We start from the raw sequence: 19,384 nt of genomic DNA on the forward strand, positions 1-19,384 counted from the left end.
TCACGCGCTTTGGGCGGCACGCCGTTTTCCAAGCGCAAAGCTGAAGACGGCAGTCCCAAGCCCGAGCGCGACGACGATTCCCGCAAGCCACGGATTATACAATACGGTGGACGTTCGTTCGATCAGCATGCCGCCTGAACCGGCCCCGGCCGCGAGGCCCAAATGGATCATCGACGTGTTCAGGCTGAGAACGAGGCTGGAGGACTCGGGCGCCTGTTTTATAAAGTGGGTTTGCAGGGCGGGCCCGCCCATAAACATCGAAAACATGATGAGTCCGATCAGGACAATTTCTACGGTAAGCATGCCTGTAAACAAAGGAAGCAGAAAAAGCGCCGCCACATGCACCGTTAAGGTGGCGATCAGGATGCGCTTGGCTCCAAGACGGTCGGCACCGGAGCCGCCCAGGCGGGCTGCGACGGCGCCGACCAATCCCAGGCCGAGCATCAGCAGGCCGATCATGCTTGCATTCAAATGGAGCAAATCGTTCATGAAAGTCGTCAAATACGTCAGCAGGACGGAATTCCCGGATTCGCGGAAGAAGCTGAGCATCAGCAGGCTGACGATAACGCCGGAGCCCAGCACCTTAAACTGCTGCCTGAACGAAGCGGGTTCGTCGCCGGAGATACGGGGAAGAAACCGGAGGATGATAACTCCCATAACCAAGCTCAGAATGCCAAGAATGGCGAAAATGGACTGCCAGTTCAGCCATTTGGTGATGGCGATCCCGATCGGAACGCCTAAAATCATCGCAGAGCTGAACCCGAGTACAATCGTGCCGATGGCGGCGCCGACTTTATCGGGAGGGGATAATTTGGCCGCGGCCGCAAAAGCGGTGACCAGATAAACGCCCGAGCCGATGCCGAGCAGTACCCGGGAGGCCAAAACGACGCCGAAATGAGGAACGATGGAAGCTGCGCTTCCCAGCATGAAAAGGGCTAGCGAAAGGAGCAGCACGTTTTTGCGTTCCCAGCGGGACGTAAAAAAGACGACGACGGGCGTCAGGGCGGCAAAAGCAAGCGAATACGCTGTGACCAGCTGGCCCGCGAGCGCAATCGAAATACGGAGATCGGAAGCGATGACATACAAAATTCCCGAAACGACAAGTTCGGAGGTGGCGGTGAGAAACACGCCGAGCGTCAGCATATATATAAACCAACGATTCATCAAAAATCATTCCTTTCAGGGATGTTGGAGAGCTCTCGATTGCATTATAATGACAATACATTCCTTTCGTAAGAACGCAAAACATTTGGATATTATCCAATTCTTTGGACTAACTTACAAAAGGTAAGGGAGGGTTCGCGCATGGAACGGAATAACCCCGGTGACGCGGGCGATTTTTCGAATATTTGCTCGGTGCTGCAGATTTTGGGGGCGAAATGGGCTTTTCTGGTGATTGCGGAGCTCTCGAAAGGGCCGAAGAGGTTCAATCAGCTCAGCCGGGATTTGGCCATTGTCAAAACGCAGTCGTTGTCCAACGCGCTCCGCCATTTGGAACAGAGCGGAATCGTTTTGCGGCAAGTGTTTCCGACGGTGCCCGTGACCGTGGAATATTCGCTGACGGAGAAGGGCATGGACTTCAAAACGGCGCTGCAGGAAATGGAGCGCTGGGCCGCCAGATGGAACGGGCAGGAGCAAACGGAAGAGCCGAGCAGGAAGCAGGCCTAAACGTGAAGGAAATGAGGGGAGATGCGGGATGCATCTTCTTTTTTTTGCGAAAAATGCGGGGGCAAGCCTCATATATATCTGAATATGCACTTCTGCAGATTCATCTTCCGTTTTGCGGCTGACGCCAAAGGTGTGGGCAAAGCGGAACAACGGAGGATTGGCAGCTAAGGTGCCGGTTTTTAGAATGGGAATGAAAGTCCATGGTGCACTCACCGAATAAGGAGGTCGCAATGACGAAAAAGATGAGGTTTGCCATTGTCGGCGCGGGCGTCATTTCCCCGCTCCATGCGCGTGCGATTGTCAATCATCCGGAGGCCGAGCTGACGGCCATCGTGGATGAAGTGCAGGAAAAGGCCGAAGCGTTAGCGAAGGAGTTCGGATCACCGCCGACATACAGAAACATGGAGCAGCTGCTGCAGGGAGGGGAGGTTGACGCGGTCTGCGTATGCGTGCCGAGCGGGCTGCACCGCGACATCACCGTGGCGGCGGCACGTGCAGGGAAGCATGTGTTTTGCGAAAAGCCGCTGGGCATTACGGCGAAGGATATGGATGAGATGATCGAAGCTTGCCGCGCGAACGGGGTCAAGCTCGCAACCGTGTTCCAGAAACGGACGACGCAGGAGGCGCTCCTGACGAAAAAGGCGATTGAAGAAGGCAAGTTGGGCAAACTCGTGCTGGGGGACGCCTACCTGAAATATTTCCGCAGCCGGGAATATTACAAAAGCGCCGGCTGGCGCGGAACATGGGCGCTGGACGGCGGAGGGGCGCTGATGAACCAGGGCGTTCACGGCGTGGACATTATCCGGTGGATGATGGGCGACGTGCAAAGCGTGTTTGCTTACGCTTCGCCGCTGATTCATGACATCGAGGTGGAAGATACCGCCGTGGCCGTGCTGAAATATGCAAACGGAGCCTACGGAGTTATCCAAGGAGCCACAACCGTTAATCCGGGCCAGGAAGCCCGGTTTGAAATTCACGGGGAACACGGGTCGATCGTGTACGGGGACAGCGGCTTCAAAGTGTGGAAAACGGTGGATGGCGAGGCGGCGCCGATCGGCACGCAAAAAGGAACGGCCGACGGCACCGACGACCCGCGCGCGATTTCGGCCGACGGGCATTATATTTTGATCGACGATTTGATCAAGGCGGTGAAGGAGAACCGGGAGCCGCTCATATCCGGGGAAGAGGCGCGGAAATCGGTCGACTTGATTTTGGCCATTTACGAATCCGCCCGGACCGGCAGGGAAGTGAGACTACAGCCTGGAGGGGTATAAGCATGGATTCGAAGATTTTGAACATCGGCATGATTGGCCTGGATACCTCTCATGCCCCTTTATTTGCGGAAATGCTCAATGATCCGGCGCATCCCCATCATGTTCCGGGAGCGCGGGCAACCGTCGCCTTTCCGGGGGGATCGCCCGATTTTCCGCTAAGCATCGATCGGGTGGCGGGTTTTACCGCCAAAATCGAGGGCGATTTTGGCGTGCGTATGGTCGGCAGTATTGAGGAGGTTGCCGAAGAAGCGGATGCGATCCTGCTGCTGACCGTCGATGGGCGGATTCACGCGGAACAGTTCGCGGCGGTGGCCCCGTACGGGAAGCCGGTTTTTATCGACAAACCTTTTGCCGTTAACAGCGGGGATGCGCACGCCATGGCGGATCTTGCCCGCAAGCATCGGGTGCCGCTCATGAGCTGCTCTTCCGTCCGTTGGGCGGAAAATTTGGATGCGGCCGTTCGCGCAGGCGATCAAGGCGGAATCATCGGCGCGGATTGCTGCGGGCCGATGGAGCTGCAGCCGACCCAGCCGGGCTTTTTCTGGTACGGCATTCATATGGCGGATATGCTGTACCGCTGCATGGGCCCGGGATGTACAGAAGTGCGGGTGACGGCGAATGAAGATCATGACCTGGTGGTCGGCGTCTGGGCCGACGGCCGGATCGGCACGATCCGCGGCAATCGGAAAGGGAATCGGCGCTTCGGAGCGCTGCTCCACCGCGAGCAGGGGACCGAATACGTCGATATTTATGCCCAGGAGAAGCCTTATTTCGCCAGCATGCTGGAGGAGGTCATCCGCATGTTCCGCACGAAAACGCCGCCGCTCGATATCGAAGAAACGATCGAGGTGATCGCCTTTCTGGAAGCGGCAAACGAAAGCCGGGCGACGGGCGCTCCGGTTCGGCTGCGCGGCTCGTTCGCGTCACGGGAAAAATAGAATCGAACGCATGTAAATATGCGGACGGCAATGACTTGCTCTGCCTACCTATCAATGTACGTTCGTTATAAGAAATACATCTATCGACATACTTTCACGGAAGACAGACCGCGTTTGGTGGAAATTTTTCTTGAGATATAAGGAAGCAATCGCTTCGAATCTATACGTTCTAATATCTTGAAAAAAGCGGATGTTCTGTGGAGTGCAGGCTGACCCAAAAGAAAGGAGGCTACTCAGTATGGCGGGATTTAAGCTCGGAGTGATTACGGATGAGATTTCGCAGACAATCGAGGATGCGATTCGCGTTGCGAAGCGGTACGGTTTGGACGGATTGGAGCTGCGCTCGGTCGACGGCAAGCAGCTGCACCGGATCGGCGACCGAAGACTGGAGGAGATCGCCGCCATGATCCGCGATGCGGGCCTGAGCGTGTGCGGCTTGTCCACGCCGGTATTTAAATGCAATTTGCATAACAAGGAGGAGGTCGCAGCGCATCACCGCATGCTCCGCCGATACGCGGAGCTGGCGCGGAAGTTCGACACGGGGATTCTCCGGGGATTCAGCTTCTGGGCGAACCGGGACGATTTTGGCACGGCGTTTCCGGGCATCGTGCAGGAGCTCCAGTTGACCATCCCGGTGTTGGAGGAATTCGGGGTTCAGTTTGCCTTGGAAGCCGATCCTTCCGTGTACGCTACGAACGGAGCCAAGGTGGGGGCCCTTGTACGTGAGGTGTCGTCCCCGTGGATTCGGGCGTTGTACGATCCGGGCAACGATTTGTGGGACCCGGATGGCGAAACGCCTTATCCGGACGGGTACGAAGCGCTGCAGGGCCATATTTGTCACATCCATCTAAAGGATGCCGTACGGGAGAACGGCAAAACCGAAGCCGTAGCCATCGGCAGAGGCGAGGTCGGATACGATCGGCTGCTTGCCAGACTGGCGGAAGACGAATACGACGGCTGGCTGGTCGTCGAAACGCATTACAGGCTCGCTTCCGAGCTGAGCGAAGAGCAGCTGAAGCGTCCTTCGGGGTATGCTTTTTCCGCCGGCGGAGAAGAAGCGACGGCGGAATGTTTGGAAAGTTTCCTCGGCTTGCTGCGGCAGCAAGGGCAGAGCGTAATTTAATGCCGGGCTGCCTGCTACGGAAAGCGACGATAAAGAGAGGAGGAATGCACGATGAGTACCACTCCGTTGGCTGAAAGAGCATGGACGGCGGACCGTTTGCGCGTGCGGCAGTACGCCGGCCGGGACGATATGGGCAAAGCTGCCGCCGCGGAAGCGGCCGAGGCGATCCGCCAAAAGCTGAATACGCGGGGAACCGTGAGGATCGTCTTCGCGGCCGCGCCTTCCCAGAACGAATTTCTCGAGGCGCTCGCAGCGGCGGAAGGCATCGACTGGGCGCGGGTAACGGCCTTCCATATGGATGAGTATATCGGACTCTCCCCGGATGCGCCCCAACGGTTCAGCCATTTCTTAACGACAAGGCTCTTTAACCGGGTTTGTCCGGGAAAGGTTCATCTGCTGGACGGCACCGCCGAGCCTGCGCGGGAATGCGCCAGATACGCTGCGCTGCTGCGGGAAGCCCCGCTGGATATCGTCTGCCTCGGCATCGGCGAAAACGGCCATATTGCTTTCAACGACCCGCCGGTCGCCGATTTTAACGATCCCGAGCTTGTGAAACCGGTCAAACTGGACGATCTGTGCAAGGAGCAGCAGGTACACGACGGATGTTTCGCCAAATTTGAAGACGTGCCGGAGTACGCGATGACGTTAACCGTTCCGGCGCTCATGTCGGCCGGCCAGCTGTTTTGCATCGTGCCCGGAGCCGCCAAACGCCGAGCGGTACAAGGCACGCTGAAAGGGCCGATCACGACGGCTTGTCCGGCTTCGATCCTGAGAACGCATGCCGATTGCCGAATGTACCTCGATCGGGATTCCACTCCGGACGAATAGAGGTCCACATTTTTCATGCGATAGACGGAAAGAAAACGGTGTCACTAAAACGAGGACTTATTCTATCATTTCCTCAAGATTCATGAAGCAAGGAGACGGTGCATGGATGGACAGATCAAACAGGGAGGCGGCCGGTTTCGAACTGATGGGAAGGCATTACCGTACAGGGGAACCGATAGTCGTTCGCGTTCAGGAAGGGGTTATCGCGGAATGCAGAAGCATTGACGCGGCGGATCGCGAGTCAAACGCCGCCAACCTGCCGGAAGCCGAGGCGCTTCCATGGCTCGCTCCGGGGCTTGTCGATCTGCAGATCAACGGCTACGGCGGATTGGACATGAACGGGCCCGACCTGGCGGAGGAGACGGTTGAAGCGTTGATCGACAGGCTGTGGGCGGAAGGCGTCACCTCGTTTTATCCGACGGTCATTACGGGCACCGACGAGTCGATGGAACGGGCGCTTGCCGTTATTCATCGGGCCTGCTCCCGCCTTGAGCAGGAGGGCGGCCCGGGCGGAATGCACAGCATTGCGGGCATTCACCTGGAAGGCCCGTTTATCTCGCCCGAAGACGGACCGCGCGGCGCCCATAACCGGGCCTTCGTCAAAGCGCCCGACCTGAAGCGGCTCGAAGCGTGGCAGCAGGCGGCGGGCGGGCGCATCCGGATCGTCACGCTGTCGCCGGAATGGCCGGAAGCCGAAGCTTTTATCGCCCGTTGCGCGGAGCTGGGCATCGTGGCGGCGATCGGGCATACCGCCGCCTCCGCCGATCAAATCGGGCGTGCCGCCGCGGCAGGGGCCGGCTTGTCCACGCACCTCGGCAACGGCGCCCATCCGGTACTGCCGCGCCATCCCAACTACATTTGGGATCAGCTGGCGGATGAACGGCTGTGGGCCAGCGTCATCGCCGACGGCTTCCACCTTCCGGCCGCCTTCTTGAAGGTCGCCCGGAAGGTAAAAGGAGACCGGCTGATTCTCGTCAGCGACGCCGTCAGCCTTGGCGGCATGCCGCCCGGGAACTACGATACCCCCGTCGGCGGTCATGTCACGCTAACCGAACAGGGGCGGCTGCATCTTGCCGGCCAACCGGCGCTGCTGGCCGGATCGGCGCTGCCGCTGACCGCCGGCATCGCGCATATGCGGTCCTGCGGAATTTGCAGCCTCGGGGAGGCTTGGGACATGGCCTCGACCGCGCCTTCCAAGCTGATGAAGCTTGAGGCAGACGCCGGGCTTCAGCCGGGAGCTCCGGCGGATCTGGCCGTGTTTACGCTGGAAGCAGGACAAATCCGGATTCAAGAGACATATAAGCGAGGGAAGCGGATGTTTAGCCGCGCATGCGAGGCGGAGTGTTATGGAAACGGCCCATAGGCCGTACCGACGGGAGACCGTAACTATTTTCAATCCAGTACGAGGAACCGAACGCAAAATAGCGGCCAAGACGCTTGTTCTTGGCCGCTATTTTATTTATATACGCTTCGCGATAGTACATTCCTAGCCATAAGAAGCAGCGGCTCAAACTGCCGCCCGTCTTCCCGGATGATTGCACACAATCATGTTCATGGTTTAATCCGGCCGGTTGCCGGACCCGGACGCAAATCCCATTAAGAAGCATATTTCTTCCGGAATTCCCCCGGCGTCATGCCGGCATGCCGTTTGAACATGCGGATAAACGAATTGACGTTGTGGTAGCCGACCCGGGCCGCGACGTCCTGGATGCGCAAATCGAGGTTTTGCAGCATGTCCTTGGCCGCGCGGATGCGTTGATCGTTCAAATAATCGCTGAAATTGAGCCCGGTTTTTTCCTTGAAATAAGTGGACAGGTAGCCGGAAGTAATGTTCAGCTTGTCAGCCATCATATCCAGGTTGATGTCCTCGTCCAGATGCTCATTGATATAGGTCATGACGAAGGACGTAATCGGGTCGTGGTTTTCCGTTTTGCGCCGGATCAATTCCAGCGCCGGGCTGAGCAGGCTGCCGAACCAGGCTTCATATTGTCCCGGGCTGTAGAAATGAAGCGCCGATTCCAGCGCCGGAACCGCCGCCGCCTCAAATTCCGCATGCAGGTTCAAGCTGCGCAGCAGCTTGTCGAGCTCATCGGCCACGTCTTTGGCGAATCGCCGGTATTCGATGGCCGCCGCCTGTTTTTTCTCGAGCATGCCCAGGCTTTTCGCGATCCACTCCCGCATGCTGTCCTCGCTGCCGCTCAGCAGCCGGTTGTGGAGCTCCTGCTCCCACGTCGCTTTGAAGCAGCGGGTTTCCTTGACGGGTGCGGCGTGACCCGGCCGAATCCACTGGGTCTGATCCAGCAGCTTCCGCTGTTTCAGCATGCCGGTCACGCAGGCGAGCGCGTCCGTAAAAGAAGCCCCCGCAGGCTGCACCGGGCTTTCCGCCATCGTGACGAGGTAGGAGCTCCGATCCCGGTCGAACACCTGCTGCAGATGCCGAAGCTGCGCCGAGGTTTCCGCGTTTTCATCGGGAAGGAAGACGATGGACAAAATCTGGCAGGGTTCGGTTTGGAGCGTGACGGAGTCCGGATACACCTGCCGCCAAATCTGGTCGACGTATTCCCGCATGTAATAGGCCCCTTTTTCCTGCACCAAAGGATATTCAGCGCTGGCTTCCTTAAAAATGATCTGATAAGCGACCATGACATACGGCATGCTGACATCCGCCAGTTCTTTCAGTTCGCTAAGGTTCATGTGGATGTTTTTCAGGCGGTTGGTATAGGCGTAATGGCGGAGCAGCGAATTTTTTCGGGCCAAGTCGCTGGAAATCCGCTGATGGGTGGAGCGCAAATGCTGGACTCTCCTGCTGATCAGCTCGATTTCCCTGACCGGTCCCTGCACCGGTTCCGGTTCGTCGGCGCGAAGGGTATCCGCCATGATGCGGATCGGGCGATGCACCTTGCGGCTGAACGCATAAGTGAGAATGATCAGCACGCCGACAATGGCGAGCAGCGAAAGCAGCACGAGATTCAGGTTCAGCAGCTGGGCGGAGATGCTTTGAACGGGCACGCGGCTGACGTACATAAATCCCGTGTCCGCTCCCTTCTGATAAAAGTAATAAGCGTCTTTCGTCTGCACGAATGACCGTTGTCCGTCGAACGAATGGAGCGCAGGCAGCGTGCCTGCGTCGGGTCCGGTTTCAGGCGAATAAAGCGGGCGCCCTTCCGAATCCAAAATATAAAAGCTGCCGCTCATGGTGGATTGCAGATTTTGGGCAAGCCGTTCCGCGTCCAGCATGGCGATCAAATACATATCCTTGTAAGGCATCATTTTAACGACGACGGGCATGAGTTTGCCTTTGGAGCGAACCGATCCGGCTGTGTTTTCCGTAAACGGCGCCGCGGGAAATACCCGGAACGCGTAACGCTGGCCGAACTGTCCATCCCAAAAAGCCGGCGGATACGCCGGGCTGGCGTAATACGTGCCGAACATCGCTTTTGCGCTGCTCGTCCCGTCCTTTTCGACGACATAGACGTCCTTCTGAAAATAAATGATCAAATTGTCCATCCCCAAAAAGGGATTCGCGTACAGCCGCTTCATTTCCCCGATCACGTCGTTCACGTAGCCGTATGCCTGATTGCGCTTGACCTGGCGCAGCTGGTTCACGTACGTCATCCATTGCGGATTTTGGCTTAGGCCCAGCACCATCTCCCGGGTCAAACGAAACTGGTTTTCGTAGCCGAGCGCCGCATGGTTCATGGCCAGTTCATTATACTTCACGATCTCTTTGTGGATTTGCCCTTTCAAATAAAAAAAGGAAACGAGATTAAAGGCGGTGAGCAGCAGAATGACCGCAAGAAAACCGGACAGCAGTTTGGTGAACAAGGTGGAAAAGCCAAACCTTCTTTTCATCAGAACAAACGACATCAGGTCGACACCTCCATGCAAGTGTAGGCTCGGCTCGAAGGGTGAATGAACTTATCGGCCTACAGTGACTTTATCATAAGGTTTATTTTCGCGTTCACACAATATTCACCTTTTCAGGATTCTCTACAACCTTTCCACTCACCCGAAAAAAAGGGGATGGCGCCGCAAACTTGCCGATTTATTTTCCCGGGGGTCATCCGTTATGCTGTCGGTACAGGAAGGCAAAAAGAAAAACGACTTGGCGAAAAGGGGGTGCGGAAGGGACATGAAAACAGCGGAAACGAATTTGCCGGGAGCCGGTGCAGCGTTAAAAGGACGTTCCCGCGCCCACCCGGAAAGGGGGCGAATCGCGAGGGCATTCCGGCGGAGCAAATATTTATGGCTGCTGTTTTTGCCCTGCCTGATCTATTACTTAATATTCAAATACGCTCCGATGTTCGGGCTGGTCATCACGTTCAAAAACTATAATGTTTTTAAGGGCATCTGGGCGAGCGATTGGGTCGGCTTGAAGTATTACCGCATGTTTTTCAGCAACCCGGACTTTTGGGTTTTGATGAAGAACACGTTTTTGCTGGGCCTTTACAAACTGATTTTCGGTTTTCCGGCGCCGATCATTCTCGCGCTGCTGATGAACGAGATCAGAAGCGCCATATTCAAACGATGGGTGCAGACGTTCAGCTATTTGCCGCATTTTATTTCCAACGTCATCGTAGCCAGCATGGTCATCATGTTCCTGTCGCCGACGGGAGGCATCGTCAATCATGCCATTACCGCGCTTGGCGGGACGCCGATCAATTTCATGATGGAGCCGGGGCTGTTCCGGCCGATTTACGTCCTGTCGGAAATTTGGCAGCATATCGGCTGGGAGACGATTATTTTTCTGGCGGCGCTGACGGCGGTGGACCCGCAGCTGTACGAGGCGGCCGGCATCGACGGCGCGGGCAGGTGGAGAAAACTTTGGCATGTAACCCTGCCGGGGATCGCGCCGACAATTATGATCATTTTGATCCTGGACATCGGCAAGGTGCTGGAAATCGGGTTCGAAAAGGTGTTCCTGATGTACAATCCCGCCGTCTACAGCACAGCCGACATTATCAGCACCTATGTGTACCGGGTCGGCATGGAGCAGGGCAATTTCAGCTACGCCTCGGCGATTGACCTGTTTATGGGCGTTATCAGCTTTGTCTTTATCTTTTCGGCCAATTACATCAGCCGGCGGTTGGGAGGAACGAGCCTATGGTAACTTTAGGGCGCGGCCGGCGCCGCATCAGCGTCTTCACGGTCGTCAATACGCTCATCATGCTGCTGGTTGCCGCCGTGATGCTGTATCCTTTTGTGTATATGCTTGCGGTATCGCTGAGCGAAGACGTATACGTGATGAAAGGCGAAATCTCACTCTGGCCAAAAGGCCTGAATTTTAAGATGTATGAGCTGGTCCTTGGCGATCCGAAAATTTGGACGTCGTACCGGAATACGATTCTTTATACGGTGCTCGGCACGGCGATTGCCATGCTGGTAACTTCGATGGGGGCGTACGCCCTGTCGCGCAAGGACATGACGTTCCATAAAGGTTTTACGGTTTTAATCGTGTTTACGATGTTTTTCGGCGGCGGCATGATTCCGACGTTTCTGGTCGTGCGTTCGCTGGGATTGGTGGACACCATCTGGGGTATGGTGTTGCCCGGCGCGGTCAGCACCTGGAATTTGATCCTGATGCGGACGTTTTTCAGCGGCATTCCGAAAGAGCTGGAAGAATCGGGGCGGATGGACGGACTGAACGACATCGGGATCTTTTTCCGGATCATCGTGCCGCTGTCCAAACCGGTGTTTGCCACCATTTCGCTGTTTTACGCCGTTGGCATCTGGAATAACTTTTTGTACCCGCTGCTTTATTTGCGGAGCCAGGAGCTGTTTCCGCTTCAGGTGCTGCTGCGCAATCTCGTTCTTGCCGGCAGCGTCAGCTCCGGGCAGGTCACGCAGATCGGCGGGGATAATCTGGTGGTCGAGGATTCGCTCAAATACGCCACGATCATGGTATCGACGCTGCCGATTTTGATCCTGTATCCTTTTGTCCAGAAATATTTTGTTAAGGGTTCCATGATCGGCGCGGTGAAAGGCTGACATCATTGATTTTGCTTTCAACATAAAATCAAGGGGGATGTACATGGGTAAAAAACGGACGTATGCGATTTTGGCGGCACTGCTTGTAATTATGCTCGCGGCGGCAGGCTGCTCTTCAGGCACGGGGAAAGAAACTCCGGCCGCGGAACCGAAAGGCGGGACCGAACCTGCGGCGACGCCGAAAAGCGAGGTCACGCTCTCGGCGCTTCTGGATAACAACGCAACCTTTCCGTACAGCAAGGATTGGCCGATTTGGAAGTGGATCAAGGAAAAGACGGGCGTGACGTTAAACGTCGAAACGCCGTCAGGCAAGCTGAGCGATACGCTCAACCTGGTGATGGCTTCGGGCAACCTGCCGGACCTGATGTATATGTCGAGCCGCCGCGACTCCAACAAATACGGCGATCAGGGGGCCCTAGAGAACATTTTGGACCATGTCGACCAGATGCCGAACCTGAAAAAATGGATGGAGCAATATCCTGAAGAAGCGAAAGCGGCGCTGTCCGCCGACGGCAAAATGTATATGTTCCCGAACCAGGGCTTCGGGGAAACGAACAGGATGATCTGGCTGTACCGCGAAGATATTTTCAAAAAGAATAACCTGTCCGTTCCCACAACGTATGAGGAGCTGCATCAAGTCCTCAAAAAGCTGAAGGAGCTTTATCCGAAGAGCTATCCGCTTTCCATGCGTTTCGGTCAAATCCCGGATGAAATGATGGCGAATTTGACGACCAACTTCGGCAGCGGCACGGACGTTTATTACAATTTTGATGAGAAAAAATGGAAGTTCGGCCCGACGGAGGACAATTACAAGGCGATGGTCGACATGTGGCATACCTTCTACAAGGAAGGGCTGATTCCGCCGGATTTCCTCTCGATCCAGACGAAGCAGTGGCAGGACGTCATGTCTACCGGCCAGTCGTTTATAACGATCGACTATATCAGCCGCGTCGACTTTTTCAACAACGCCATGCGCAAGGACAATCCGGAATACAGCCTGCAGTTTATGGCGCCGCCGGCCGGGCTGCCGGGCCAAAAACCGCAAAACCCTTATTTCCACTACCTGGAGGGCGGATTGACGGTTGCTTCCACCTCCAAGCATAAAGACGACATTATGAAATACATGGACTTTTTCTACAGCGAAGAAGGCCGGACGTTAAGCAGCTGGGGCAAGGAAGGCGAGACGTATACGGAAGAAAACGGGCAGAAAAAATTCAAACCCGAGTTTACCGACGTCACTGAAATGCGCAAGCAGACCGGGCTGCAAACGAGCGGCACGTACACATGGATCGACTTTAACGCCCATCTGTCGTTATTCTCGCCGGACTTGAAAAAAGCTTACGAGGAAGCCGTCAAATACGATCCGCCTGCGATGCAGCCGAAACCGGCGTTTACGGACGAGGAAAACGAGGTGCTTTCGGTTACCGGGCAGGCCGTGAAAAAGTACAGGGAGGAAAATTTCTCGAAATTCGTCCTCGGCACAAGAAACTTAAGCGAATGGGATCAATACGTGAAGGAAATTAACGGGCTCGGCGTGCAAAAGCTGATCGATACGTACGATGCGGCGCTGAAGAGAGTCGAGCAGGCGAAGCTGGAAAATAAATAGGAAAGGCGTGAATTCACGCCGATTCCATGAGGCACCTGGCCGAAGGCTGGGTGTCTTTTTTATAAAAAACTTTTTTTGAAAAAATTTTTGCTTCCGTGTCGATTTCGCCGATATGCACTCGTCGTATTCATGTAAGGACAAAAAAACAGGGTGAAAGGTTGTTGAAAATAATGGGAGCACAAATGAACGCTTATCTGATGTCGGAGGATGCAAAAAGCCAGGCGAATTACTATATCGAGGTACTCGGCGGGGAAATCCAGTTTGTCAGTACATACGGGGATGCGCCCGGAGCGCCCGAGGCGATGAAGGATAAAGTGATGCACTTGTCGCTGACATTGGCAGGGACGAATTCGTTGATGCTGTCCGATGCGTTTGAACCGGTTTCGTATAACCGCAGCGTCAGTCTTTCTTTAACTTATAACGATGAAGCTGAAGCCAGAGCGGCATATGCCAAGCTAAGCGAAGGCGGAGAAAGCAAGTATCCTTTTGCCCTTCAGCCTTGGGGTGCTTATTATGGAGAAGTCATTGATCAATTCGGTGTGACGTGGATGATTACGAAGATGTAGTTCTTGTCCAAGCCAAAAAGCTCATACCGGGATAAAATACAGCCAGGAACAGCCAGGTCCTTGATGGGCCTGGCTTTGTTGGTATGGCCAAAAGGCCGGTTTGCACTGAAACGCCGACATCAGGAATATTCATTTGGATTACTTCAGCGCAGGCTGCACGAACTTCATCCTATCTCGATTCCGGTGTTAGTTCGGCGTACTGCCGATGCATGGCCTCTAACCGGCGTGTTATCCACTCCCGGGCTTCGGGAGGCTCCTCGATCACCGCGTCCGGCCCGAGAATCCAGACCATATCGGCAAAAAACGCCACGTCCTTCCGGGGAATGGATATATCGATTTTGCCGCTGCCATCGATTGTCAAGTGCGGAAGCGGCCGCCTCTCCGAACGGAACGGAGCCGAAATAGGCCAACGATTGGGAGGCGAAAAACAAGGCGGTCGCTTCGTTTTCGGTAAAGGCAATCGCGGGCAGCAGCTGTTCTTTTAACAGATGGAAACCGCCGCCTCGTCCTTGAGCGGAATATACGGGGATGCCCAGCTCGCCAAGCTCAATGAGGTTCCGGGAACTGATCGAACTTGAACGGGCGAGCATGAGTGCGAAACTAACGCCGGTGACCTGCGTGGAGCAAGAAGATACCGGGATCGTCATTTTTAAAGCGGAAGGGGTATTTAACGGGACGATGTATGAGAACGAGCTGGTGATGGTGTTCCGTTTCGAGCAGGAACGGGTCCGCTCCTTCCGGGAGTATGTTGGCGTCACTTCTCATTTGCTTGCTATTGCAAAAACATAATCGGGAATGCGGAATTGGGCAAGGCCGGGAGAAAAGCGCGAAAGGGTGCTCTTGGTCTTGCCCTTAACTGTCTTACTGCCTGCCGCACCATGTTATCCGGCTGTCCGGCGGGAATGAGAATACTCACTCAAACTGCCCCTCAATCAGTGCTTTGCAGGCATTCAGAAAATAGTCCGTATGAAAATACCCCTTATCCATGTAGGCGCTCATGATGGCGCCATCCTTCAACAGCTGGAGCTGGTAGGTGAGCTGGACCGGATCACGTGCACCGGCCTGCCGTGCGATATCCTCCACATTTTTCCATAGGTCGGAACGGAATGTCATAGCTGCTTGATGTCCTAGATGTTCTTCATCCGGAAACTCGATAATGCAGTTCATAAAAGGGCAGCCGCGAAATGTGGGGCTTTTCATCCGTTCAACCAATTCCTCCAGGAGGGCGTAGAGCTGTTCCTTGGGCGAACCGGGGAACTGTCGCTTTACTTCTTCAATGGCTTCCATCCTGATCTTGGAGCGCTGCTCCAAATAGGCCACGACCAGATGGTCTTTGGTCGGAAAGTTGCGGTAAAAGCTGGCCTTGGCGACCCCCGATTCTTCAATGATCCGGTCGATCCCTACGGCGCGCACGCCTTCGCTATAAAATAAATCGGACGCCACCTTCAATATCCGTTCTTTGGCGGATTCCTTCTTGGTCATTCTAATCACCTGTTCCTAAATAAGGTAAGTTTGTTGTTGACATGAGACAGATCTGTCTGTATCATACGATTATCAAACGAGACAGATCTGTCTCATTTATTTTAATGGGTGATTCCGGCTGCTGTCAAATATTCGGGATTCGCCAGAGGAGGATGAAACACAAGCGATGAACCAACCGGTCAATTCTATTTCCGCGCCTCTTGCGCAGGCGGCGGCTGAGCCGCGCCAGAGGCCGCGTTTAATGCTGGCGGTGATGCTGCTGTCGGTTTTTATGGCCGTAGCGAACATTTTTATCATCAATGTGGCGACCCCTTCCATTCAGCGGGGGCTTCATGCCGATTTCTACGGCGTTCAGTTCGTCGTCTCGGCTTACACCTTGTCCTATGCCGTGGCTTTGATTATCGGCGGGCGGCTGGGCGACCGGTACGGACGGCGGAAGATGCTCTTAGTCGGCGTTGCCGGCTTTACGTTAACATCCCTGTTATGCGGCATTTCCACTAGTGTGGGGATGCTTACGGCGATCCGCGTACTTCAAGGTTTTAGTGCGGCACTGATTTCACCGCAGGTGTTGTCCCTCATTCAGGCGCAGTACCCGCCGGAGAAGAGGGGAATGATCTTCGGGCTGTATGGTGCAGCCCAGGGATTGGCCGCTTCGACAGGTCAGTTGATTGGCGGTTTGCTGCTCGGTTGGAACCCGTGGAATCTCGACTGGCGGTTGGTGTTTTTCTTCAGTGTTCCGATCGGATTGATCATTCTGTTTATGGCTCCGTTTGTTCCGGAATCGAGGGATGCGGACCGCTCACGTATGGACTGGTTCGGTGCGGCCATTGCTGCGGTAGGACTGCTGCTCCTTGTATATCCACTGGTCCAGGGGCAGAAGGAAGGATGGCCCGCTCAGCTCGTCATCAGCCTGATTTTGTCCGCCCCTGTCCTCGCCGCGTTTATATGGACTCAGCGCAGGCTGCTTGCCAAAGGGCGCCGGCCGTTTATGAACGTGAGGCTGTTTGGCCAGAAAGCATTCAGCATGGGGCTGGCCGTCATCTTCCTCCTGATGTCAGCCCAGGCTGCCTTTTTCCTGATAACTGCCTATTTGCTGCAGATGGGGCATGGATTCAGCGCCCTGAAATCCGGGTTGATCATCCTGCCCATGGGCATCGGATATTTCCTGGCTTCACTGTTGTCGCCAAAGCTGGCGGGCAAAATCGGAGCCCATGTGCTTACGGTCGGTTCGGTGATGACTTCCGCCGGATATTTCGCGGTTGCACTGGCAATCTGGGCCACCGGGTGGTCGCCGAACGTATGGTTTTGGCTGCCGACACTGGTGCTGTTGGGCGTAGGCCAAGGCTTTGTCGCGGCGCCGCTGACCAATGTGGTGCTGTCCAAGGTAGAGAAAAAGGATATCGGATCGGGTTCCGGCATTTTGACGACGGGCATGCAGCTCGCCTCCGCCATCGGGATCGGCCTCATCGGAATCGTCTGGATGACCTCGCTCGGTCATTATGCCAATCAGGCGGAGGCGCGAACCGAGCTGGATCTGCGGCAGCATCTGGCATCCTATTCCTTGTCGGGGGGGCAAGGGGAGACGGCGCTGTCCAGGCTGCGCGATTGTTTCCCGGCAGCAGCCGGCAAAGCACAGTCGGTTCCCGGCGCATGCAAGGTTGCGGCTTTCGCTTCCGAAGGTGCCGACAGGCTGTTCGCGGACGGCGTTTCGCAGGCGAATGCGCGCATCTACACGAGCGCCTTTATCCTCAGCATGACGGTGCTCGGACTTTATACAATGCTCATCATTCCGATGACGGTCGCTCTCGCCGGAAGGAAGCGGACGGATTGAGGGAGCGCCGTACGAACCGGCATCGGCCGTAAGTCACCTAACCCCCGTCGAATGTAAGCGAACATCCCGCCCGTGCGTCCGGTGGTCATGTCTGCATACGGTCTTTCATATACAGTCCGGCCATAAAAAACCCGGCCGATTCATCAGAAGAATCGGCCGGGTTTTGGCGCGTTTAGGCAAGTTTTTAGATATAAGAAGGTATATGCTAGAGACTCGCCATCCTTATATCGCAAGTAAATCTTCAGCTAAACGCGGTCTGGCTGCCTTGGATGTACATCGATAGACGTTTTTTTTATTTAGGCTGTACCGCATCTTTGTCGGACGTCACGATCACCACTTCGGCGTTTGTGATGCCGGGAATCGACTTGGTCATGATCGGAGAATGGTAGGCGATGATTTTGGTGCCCGCGCGAAGCGCGGTTTCGCCGCCCAGTGTCGGAATGATCGTCGTATCCTTCGAGATGTTCAGAATGACGTCGTTGTCGATGGAATCATCGGAGCCTACATTCACATAGACTTGATCGGCCGATGTGCGATCCGAAGCTTTGACGGTACCTTCAATCTTGACCGTTTCCGCTTTTTTCACCACGATTTTGCCGGCATGGGTTTGGGCCGGATAAATCATCAGCATGATGTCGCTGTAGTAAACGTCCACGCGGGTATCCGCCTTCAGGGCATCCTTGGTCAGTGCCTTCCCGTCTTCGTCGACGATTTGGGTTTTGTCATCGACGGAGAGAACGACGTAGTTGACGCCGCCCTTTTCATGGGCCTTGCCGATGACGGTCACTTTGCCGTCCGCCGTATTGGTGATGATGCCGTCCGTACCGGCTTTCAGTTCTTGATCCTCACTTCCGGTTTCACCGCTGCCGGTGTCTTCGGTGTTCACGATCACGTAGTTCGTTCCGGATTGCGGCGGAAGGCTCATCGCAACGGCCGGACCGTAAAATGCTCTCACGCTCATGCCTTCCTTGATGTCTCCGGCGGCAATGGCTTTGCGGTTTTGATCGATGATCGTCGCTTTATCCGCGAAATGCAGCCAAATTTCCTCGTCGTGTTTGTTGTAAAGGTCAGTACCTTTTACCAAAATGCGGCCGTCTCTTACCTCGGTTACCTTACCGTCGATAGCCGAGAAGCTTTGGTCCTGAACGACCAGCGTCAGCGCGGTTCCGCGGGCCGGAAGGCTTTTTGTAATGTTCGGGCTATAGAAAGCTTTGACGGTTTTGCGCCCGTCGATGATTTTTTGCAGAGGAACGGTTTTGCCTTTGGCGTCGATGAATTTCGTTTTTGGCGTAATGGCCAGGATGATTTCGTCCTGATCGGTCGGCGCGAGTCCGCGTCCGGTCACGGTAATGAATTTATCGGATTTGTCTTGCACGAAATTCGTGATTTGTCCCCAAGTTGCCGGAACGTTTTTAACGTCGGTTTGCTTGTTGGCGTTTTCCTTTTGCACCGCTTGGGCAGGGAGCTGCTGCGCGTTTGCCGCCACGGGCATGGCTGCCAGAGCCAAAATGGATGCGGTCGCGAGCACTTTGTACATTTTATTCATCTGTCATTCCTCCTATATGCGTGAGCTTGTACGAACGTTTTGGTTACCAGTCGGCTGCTCATTTCCGAAATACTTTTGCCAAACTTGCATTGGAAAATGATGCATGCCTTTCATCGTTCCAGACGGGGCGTTAACGCAAAATGTTGCATAAACGGCGAGTTTTCAAGAAATTCCGGCTTCCGACTCTTTTTTTAGCAGGAAGGCCTGCACGGCAAATTGCAGTTTGTTTACTCTCTGTTAAAAGAATGGACTAGAAATAGCAGACATCCCAATTTTCGTATTTATGCAAATCATAATTACGAAAATTAAGTCTCTAAGAACCATATATTTCATTACATATTGTAACTTATTGTAACTATTTATATAATCTTGATTAAAAATAGATTCAAAGAACTACGCAGAAAGCGCTAAACCAGGTGCTTGAACAAAGGCAAACCCGTACGAAAGTCGGGGACGCAAAGCCACGGGTCTTACTCCATGAAGCCTATTCATGGACTGACAGCCGGGTTGCTCATGGTGCTTGGTTTTTTGCTG

17 protein-coding genes and 1 riboswitch are annotated in these 19,384 nt (G+C 54.9%); of the genes, 12 read left to right on the forward strand and 5 right to left on the reverse strand.

From position 1 onward, the window contains the following. Entirely contained in the window at positions 1–1,164 is a 1,164-nt protein-coding gene (locus RJP21_RS01495) for an MFS transporter (protein WP_310857794.1), read from the reverse strand. Positions 1,165–1,305: 141 nt separating this feature from the next. Here RJP21_RS01495 and RJP21_RS01500 point away from each other — a divergent pair, with 141 nt between their 5' ends. The 6 genes from RJP21_RS01500 (at position 1,306) to RJP21_RS01525 (ending at position 7,194) form a co-directional block, all read left to right on the forward strand. Beyond that, positions 1,306–1,668 carry a winged helix-turn-helix transcriptional regulator gene (locus RJP21_RS01500; protein WP_310857795.1) on the forward strand — a complete coding sequence of 121 codons (363 nt, stop codon included), beginning with the start codon at positions 1,306–1,308 and terminating at the stop codon, positions 1,666–1,668. A 230-nt stretch (positions 1,669–1,898) separates the two neighbouring features. Then, positions 1,899–2,942 (forward strand): Gfo/Idh/MocA family protein, encoded by a 1,044-nt coding sequence (locus tag RJP21_RS01505; RefSeq protein WP_310857796.1) that lies wholly within the window; start codon positions 1,899–1,901, stop codon positions 2,940–2,942. A 2-nt stretch (positions 2,943–2,944) separates the two neighbouring features. After that, positions 2,945–3,880, forward strand: coding sequence for a Gfo/Idh/MocA family protein (locus tag RJP21_RS01510; RefSeq protein WP_310857797.1), 936 nt, complete (start codon positions 2,945–2,947; stop codon positions 3,878–3,880). A 238-nt stretch (positions 3,881–4,118) separates the two neighbouring features. Beyond that, on the forward strand, positions 4,119–5,003 hold the full coding sequence (locus RJP21_RS01515) for a sugar phosphate isomerase/epimerase family protein (RefSeq protein ID WP_310857798.1): 885 nt from the start codon (positions 4,119–4,121) through the stop codon (positions 5,001–5,003). Between the two features lie 51 nt (positions 5,004–5,054). Then, complete coding sequence (locus RJP21_RS01520) at positions 5,055–5,831, forward strand: glucosamine-6-phosphate deaminase (RefSeq protein ID WP_310857799.1); 777 nt, start codon at positions 5,055–5,057, stop codon at positions 5,829–5,831. A 106-nt stretch (positions 5,832–5,937) separates the two neighbouring features. After that, positions 5,938–7,194: an N-acetylglucosamine-6-phosphate deacetylase gene (locus tag RJP21_RS01525; RefSeq protein ID WP_310857800.1), complete on the forward strand. Its 1,257-nt coding sequence runs from the start codon at positions 5,938–5,940 to the stop codon at positions 7,192–7,194. 233 nt (positions 7,195–7,427) lie between these two features. Here RJP21_RS01525 and RJP21_RS01530 read toward each other — a convergent pair whose 3' ends face one another. Next, positions 7,428–9,698 (reverse strand): helix-turn-helix domain-containing protein, encoded by a 2,271-nt coding sequence (locus tag RJP21_RS01530; RefSeq protein ID WP_310857801.1) that lies wholly within the window; start codon positions 9,696–9,698, stop codon positions 7,428–7,430. 202 nt (positions 9,699–9,900) lie between these two features. On the opposite strand from RJP21_RS01530, the gene RJP21_RS01535 reads away from it, so the two are divergent. The 4 genes from RJP21_RS01535 (at position 9,901) to RJP21_RS01550 (ending at position 13,991) form a co-directional block, all read left to right on the forward strand. Next, entirely contained in the window at positions 9,901–10,941 is a 1,041-nt protein-coding gene (locus RJP21_RS01535) for an ABC transporter permease (RefSeq protein WP_310857802.1), read from the forward strand. Beyond that, positions 10,935–11,819, forward strand: coding sequence for a carbohydrate ABC transporter permease (locus tag RJP21_RS01540; RefSeq protein WP_310857803.1), 885 nt, complete (start codon positions 10,935–10,937; stop codon positions 11,817–11,819). The genes RJP21_RS01535 and RJP21_RS01540 overlap by 7 nt, the downstream gene beginning before the upstream one ends. A 43-nt stretch (positions 11,820–11,862) precedes the next feature. After that, a complete protein-coding gene (locus tag RJP21_RS01545; RefSeq protein ID WP_310857804.1) occupies positions 11,863–13,425 on the forward strand; it encodes an extracellular solute-binding protein in 1,563 nt (520 codons plus the stop codon). 170 nt (positions 13,426–13,595) lie between these two features. Next, a complete protein-coding gene (locus RJP21_RS01550; protein WP_310857805.1) occupies positions 13,596–13,991 on the forward strand; it encodes a VOC family protein in 396 nt (131 codons plus the stop codon). A 169-nt stretch (positions 13,992–14,160) separates the two neighbouring features. On the opposite strand, the gene RJP21_RS01555 is transcribed toward RJP21_RS01550, so the two are convergent. Further along, a complete protein-coding gene (locus RJP21_RS01555) occupies positions 14,161–14,352 on the reverse strand; it encodes a WCX domain-containing protein (protein WP_310857806.1) in 192 nt (63 codons plus the stop codon). 227 nt (positions 14,353–14,579) lie between these two features. On the opposite strand from RJP21_RS01555, the gene RJP21_RS01560 reads away from it, so the two are divergent. Further along, complete coding sequence (locus RJP21_RS01560) at positions 14,580–14,780, forward strand: nuclear transport factor 2-like protein (RefSeq protein ID WP_310857807.1); 201 nt, start codon at positions 14,580–14,582, stop codon at positions 14,778–14,780. A gap of 123 nt (positions 14,781–14,903) precedes the next feature. Here RJP21_RS01560 and RJP21_RS01565 read toward each other — a convergent pair whose 3' ends face one another. Then, positions 14,904–15,473 (reverse strand): TetR/AcrR family transcriptional regulator, encoded by a 570-nt coding sequence (locus RJP21_RS01565; RefSeq protein ID WP_310857808.1) that lies wholly within the window; start codon positions 15,471–15,473, stop codon positions 14,904–14,906. Positions 15,474–15,639: 166 nt separating this feature from the next. Between RJP21_RS01565 and RJP21_RS01570 the strand changes: the two genes are divergently transcribed. After that, positions 15,640–17,304, forward strand: a complete 1,665-nt coding sequence (locus RJP21_RS01570; protein WP_310857809.1) for an MFS transporter — start codon at positions 15,640–15,642, stop codon at positions 17,302–17,304. 292 nt (positions 17,305–17,596) lie between these two features. Here the strand turns inward: RJP21_RS01570 and RJP21_RS01575 are convergent, their stop codons facing one another. Then, the gene (locus RJP21_RS01575; RefSeq protein ID WP_310857810.1) at positions 17,597–18,850 is read right to left on the reverse strand and encodes a peptidase; all 1,254 of its coding nucleotides are present in this window, start codon (positions 18,848–18,850) and stop codon (positions 17,597–17,599) included. Between the two features lie 419 nt (positions 18,851–19,269). Continuing rightward, positions 19,270–19,365: riboswitch (cyclic di-GMP riboswitch) on the forward strand. The last annotated feature ends 19 nt before the right edge of the window (positions 19,366–19,384 follow it).

The organism is Paenibacillus sp. VCA1 (genome assembly GCF_031583795.1).
GTDB lineage: Bacteria > Bacillota > Bacilli > Paenibacillales > Paenibacillaceae > Paenibacillus_AQ > Paenibacillus_AQ albilobatus.

Coding starts and splice junctions, on each gene's coding strand:
- RJP21_RS01495 (WP_310857794.1), bottom strand. CDS start 1,164: ATGAATCGTTGGTTTATATATATGCTGACGCTCGGCGTGTTTCTCACC.
- RJP21_RS01500 (WP_310857795.1), top strand. CDS start 1,306: ATGGAACGGAATAACCCCGGTGACGCGGGCGATTTTTCGAATATTTGC.
- RJP21_RS01505 (WP_310857796.1), top strand. CDS start 1,899: ATGACGAAAAAGATGAGGTTTGCCATTGTCGGCGCGGGCGTCATTTCC.
- RJP21_RS01510 (WP_310857797.1), top strand. CDS start 2,945: ATGGATTCGAAGATTTTGAACATCGGCATGATTGGCCTGGATACCTCT.
- RJP21_RS01515 (WP_310857798.1), top strand. CDS start 4,119: ATGGCGGGATTTAAGCTCGGAGTGATTACGGATGAGATTTCGCAGACA.
- RJP21_RS01520 (WP_310857799.1), top strand. CDS start 5,055: ATGAGTACCACTCCGTTGGCTGAAAGAGCATGGACGGCGGACCGTTTG.
- RJP21_RS01525 (WP_310857800.1), top strand. CDS start 5,938: ATGGACAGATCAAACAGGGAGGCGGCCGGTTTCGAACTGATGGGAAGG.
- RJP21_RS01530 (WP_310857801.1), bottom strand. CDS start 9,698: ATGTCGTTTGTTCTGATGAAAAGAAGGTTTGGCTTTTCCACCTTGTTC.
- RJP21_RS01535 (WP_310857802.1), top strand. CDS start 9,901: ATGCTGTCGGTACAGGAAGGCAAAAAGAAAAACGACTTGGCGAAAAGG.
- RJP21_RS01540 (WP_310857803.1), top strand. CDS start 10,935: ATGGTAACTTTAGGGCGCGGCCGGCGCCGCATCAGCGTCTTCACGGTC.
- RJP21_RS01545 (WP_310857804.1), top strand. CDS start 11,863: ATGGGTAAAAAACGGACGTATGCGATTTTGGCGGCACTGCTTGTAATT.
- RJP21_RS01550 (WP_310857805.1), top strand. CDS start 13,596: ATGGGAGCACAAATGAACGCTTATCTGATGTCGGAGGATGCAAAAAGC.
- RJP21_RS01560 (WP_310857807.1), top strand. CDS start 14,580: ATGAGTGCGAAACTAACGCCGGTGACCTGCGTGGAGCAAGAAGATACC.
- RJP21_RS01565 (WP_310857808.1), bottom strand. CDS start 15,473: ATGACCAAGAAGGAATCCGCCAAAGAACGGATATTGAAGGTGGCGTCC.
- RJP21_RS01570 (WP_310857809.1), top strand. CDS start 15,640: ATGAACCAACCGGTCAATTCTATTTCCGCGCCTCTTGCGCAGGCGGCG.
- RJP21_RS01575 (WP_310857810.1), bottom strand. CDS start 18,850: ATGAATAAAATGTACAAAGTGCTCGCGACCGCATCCATTTTGGCTCTG.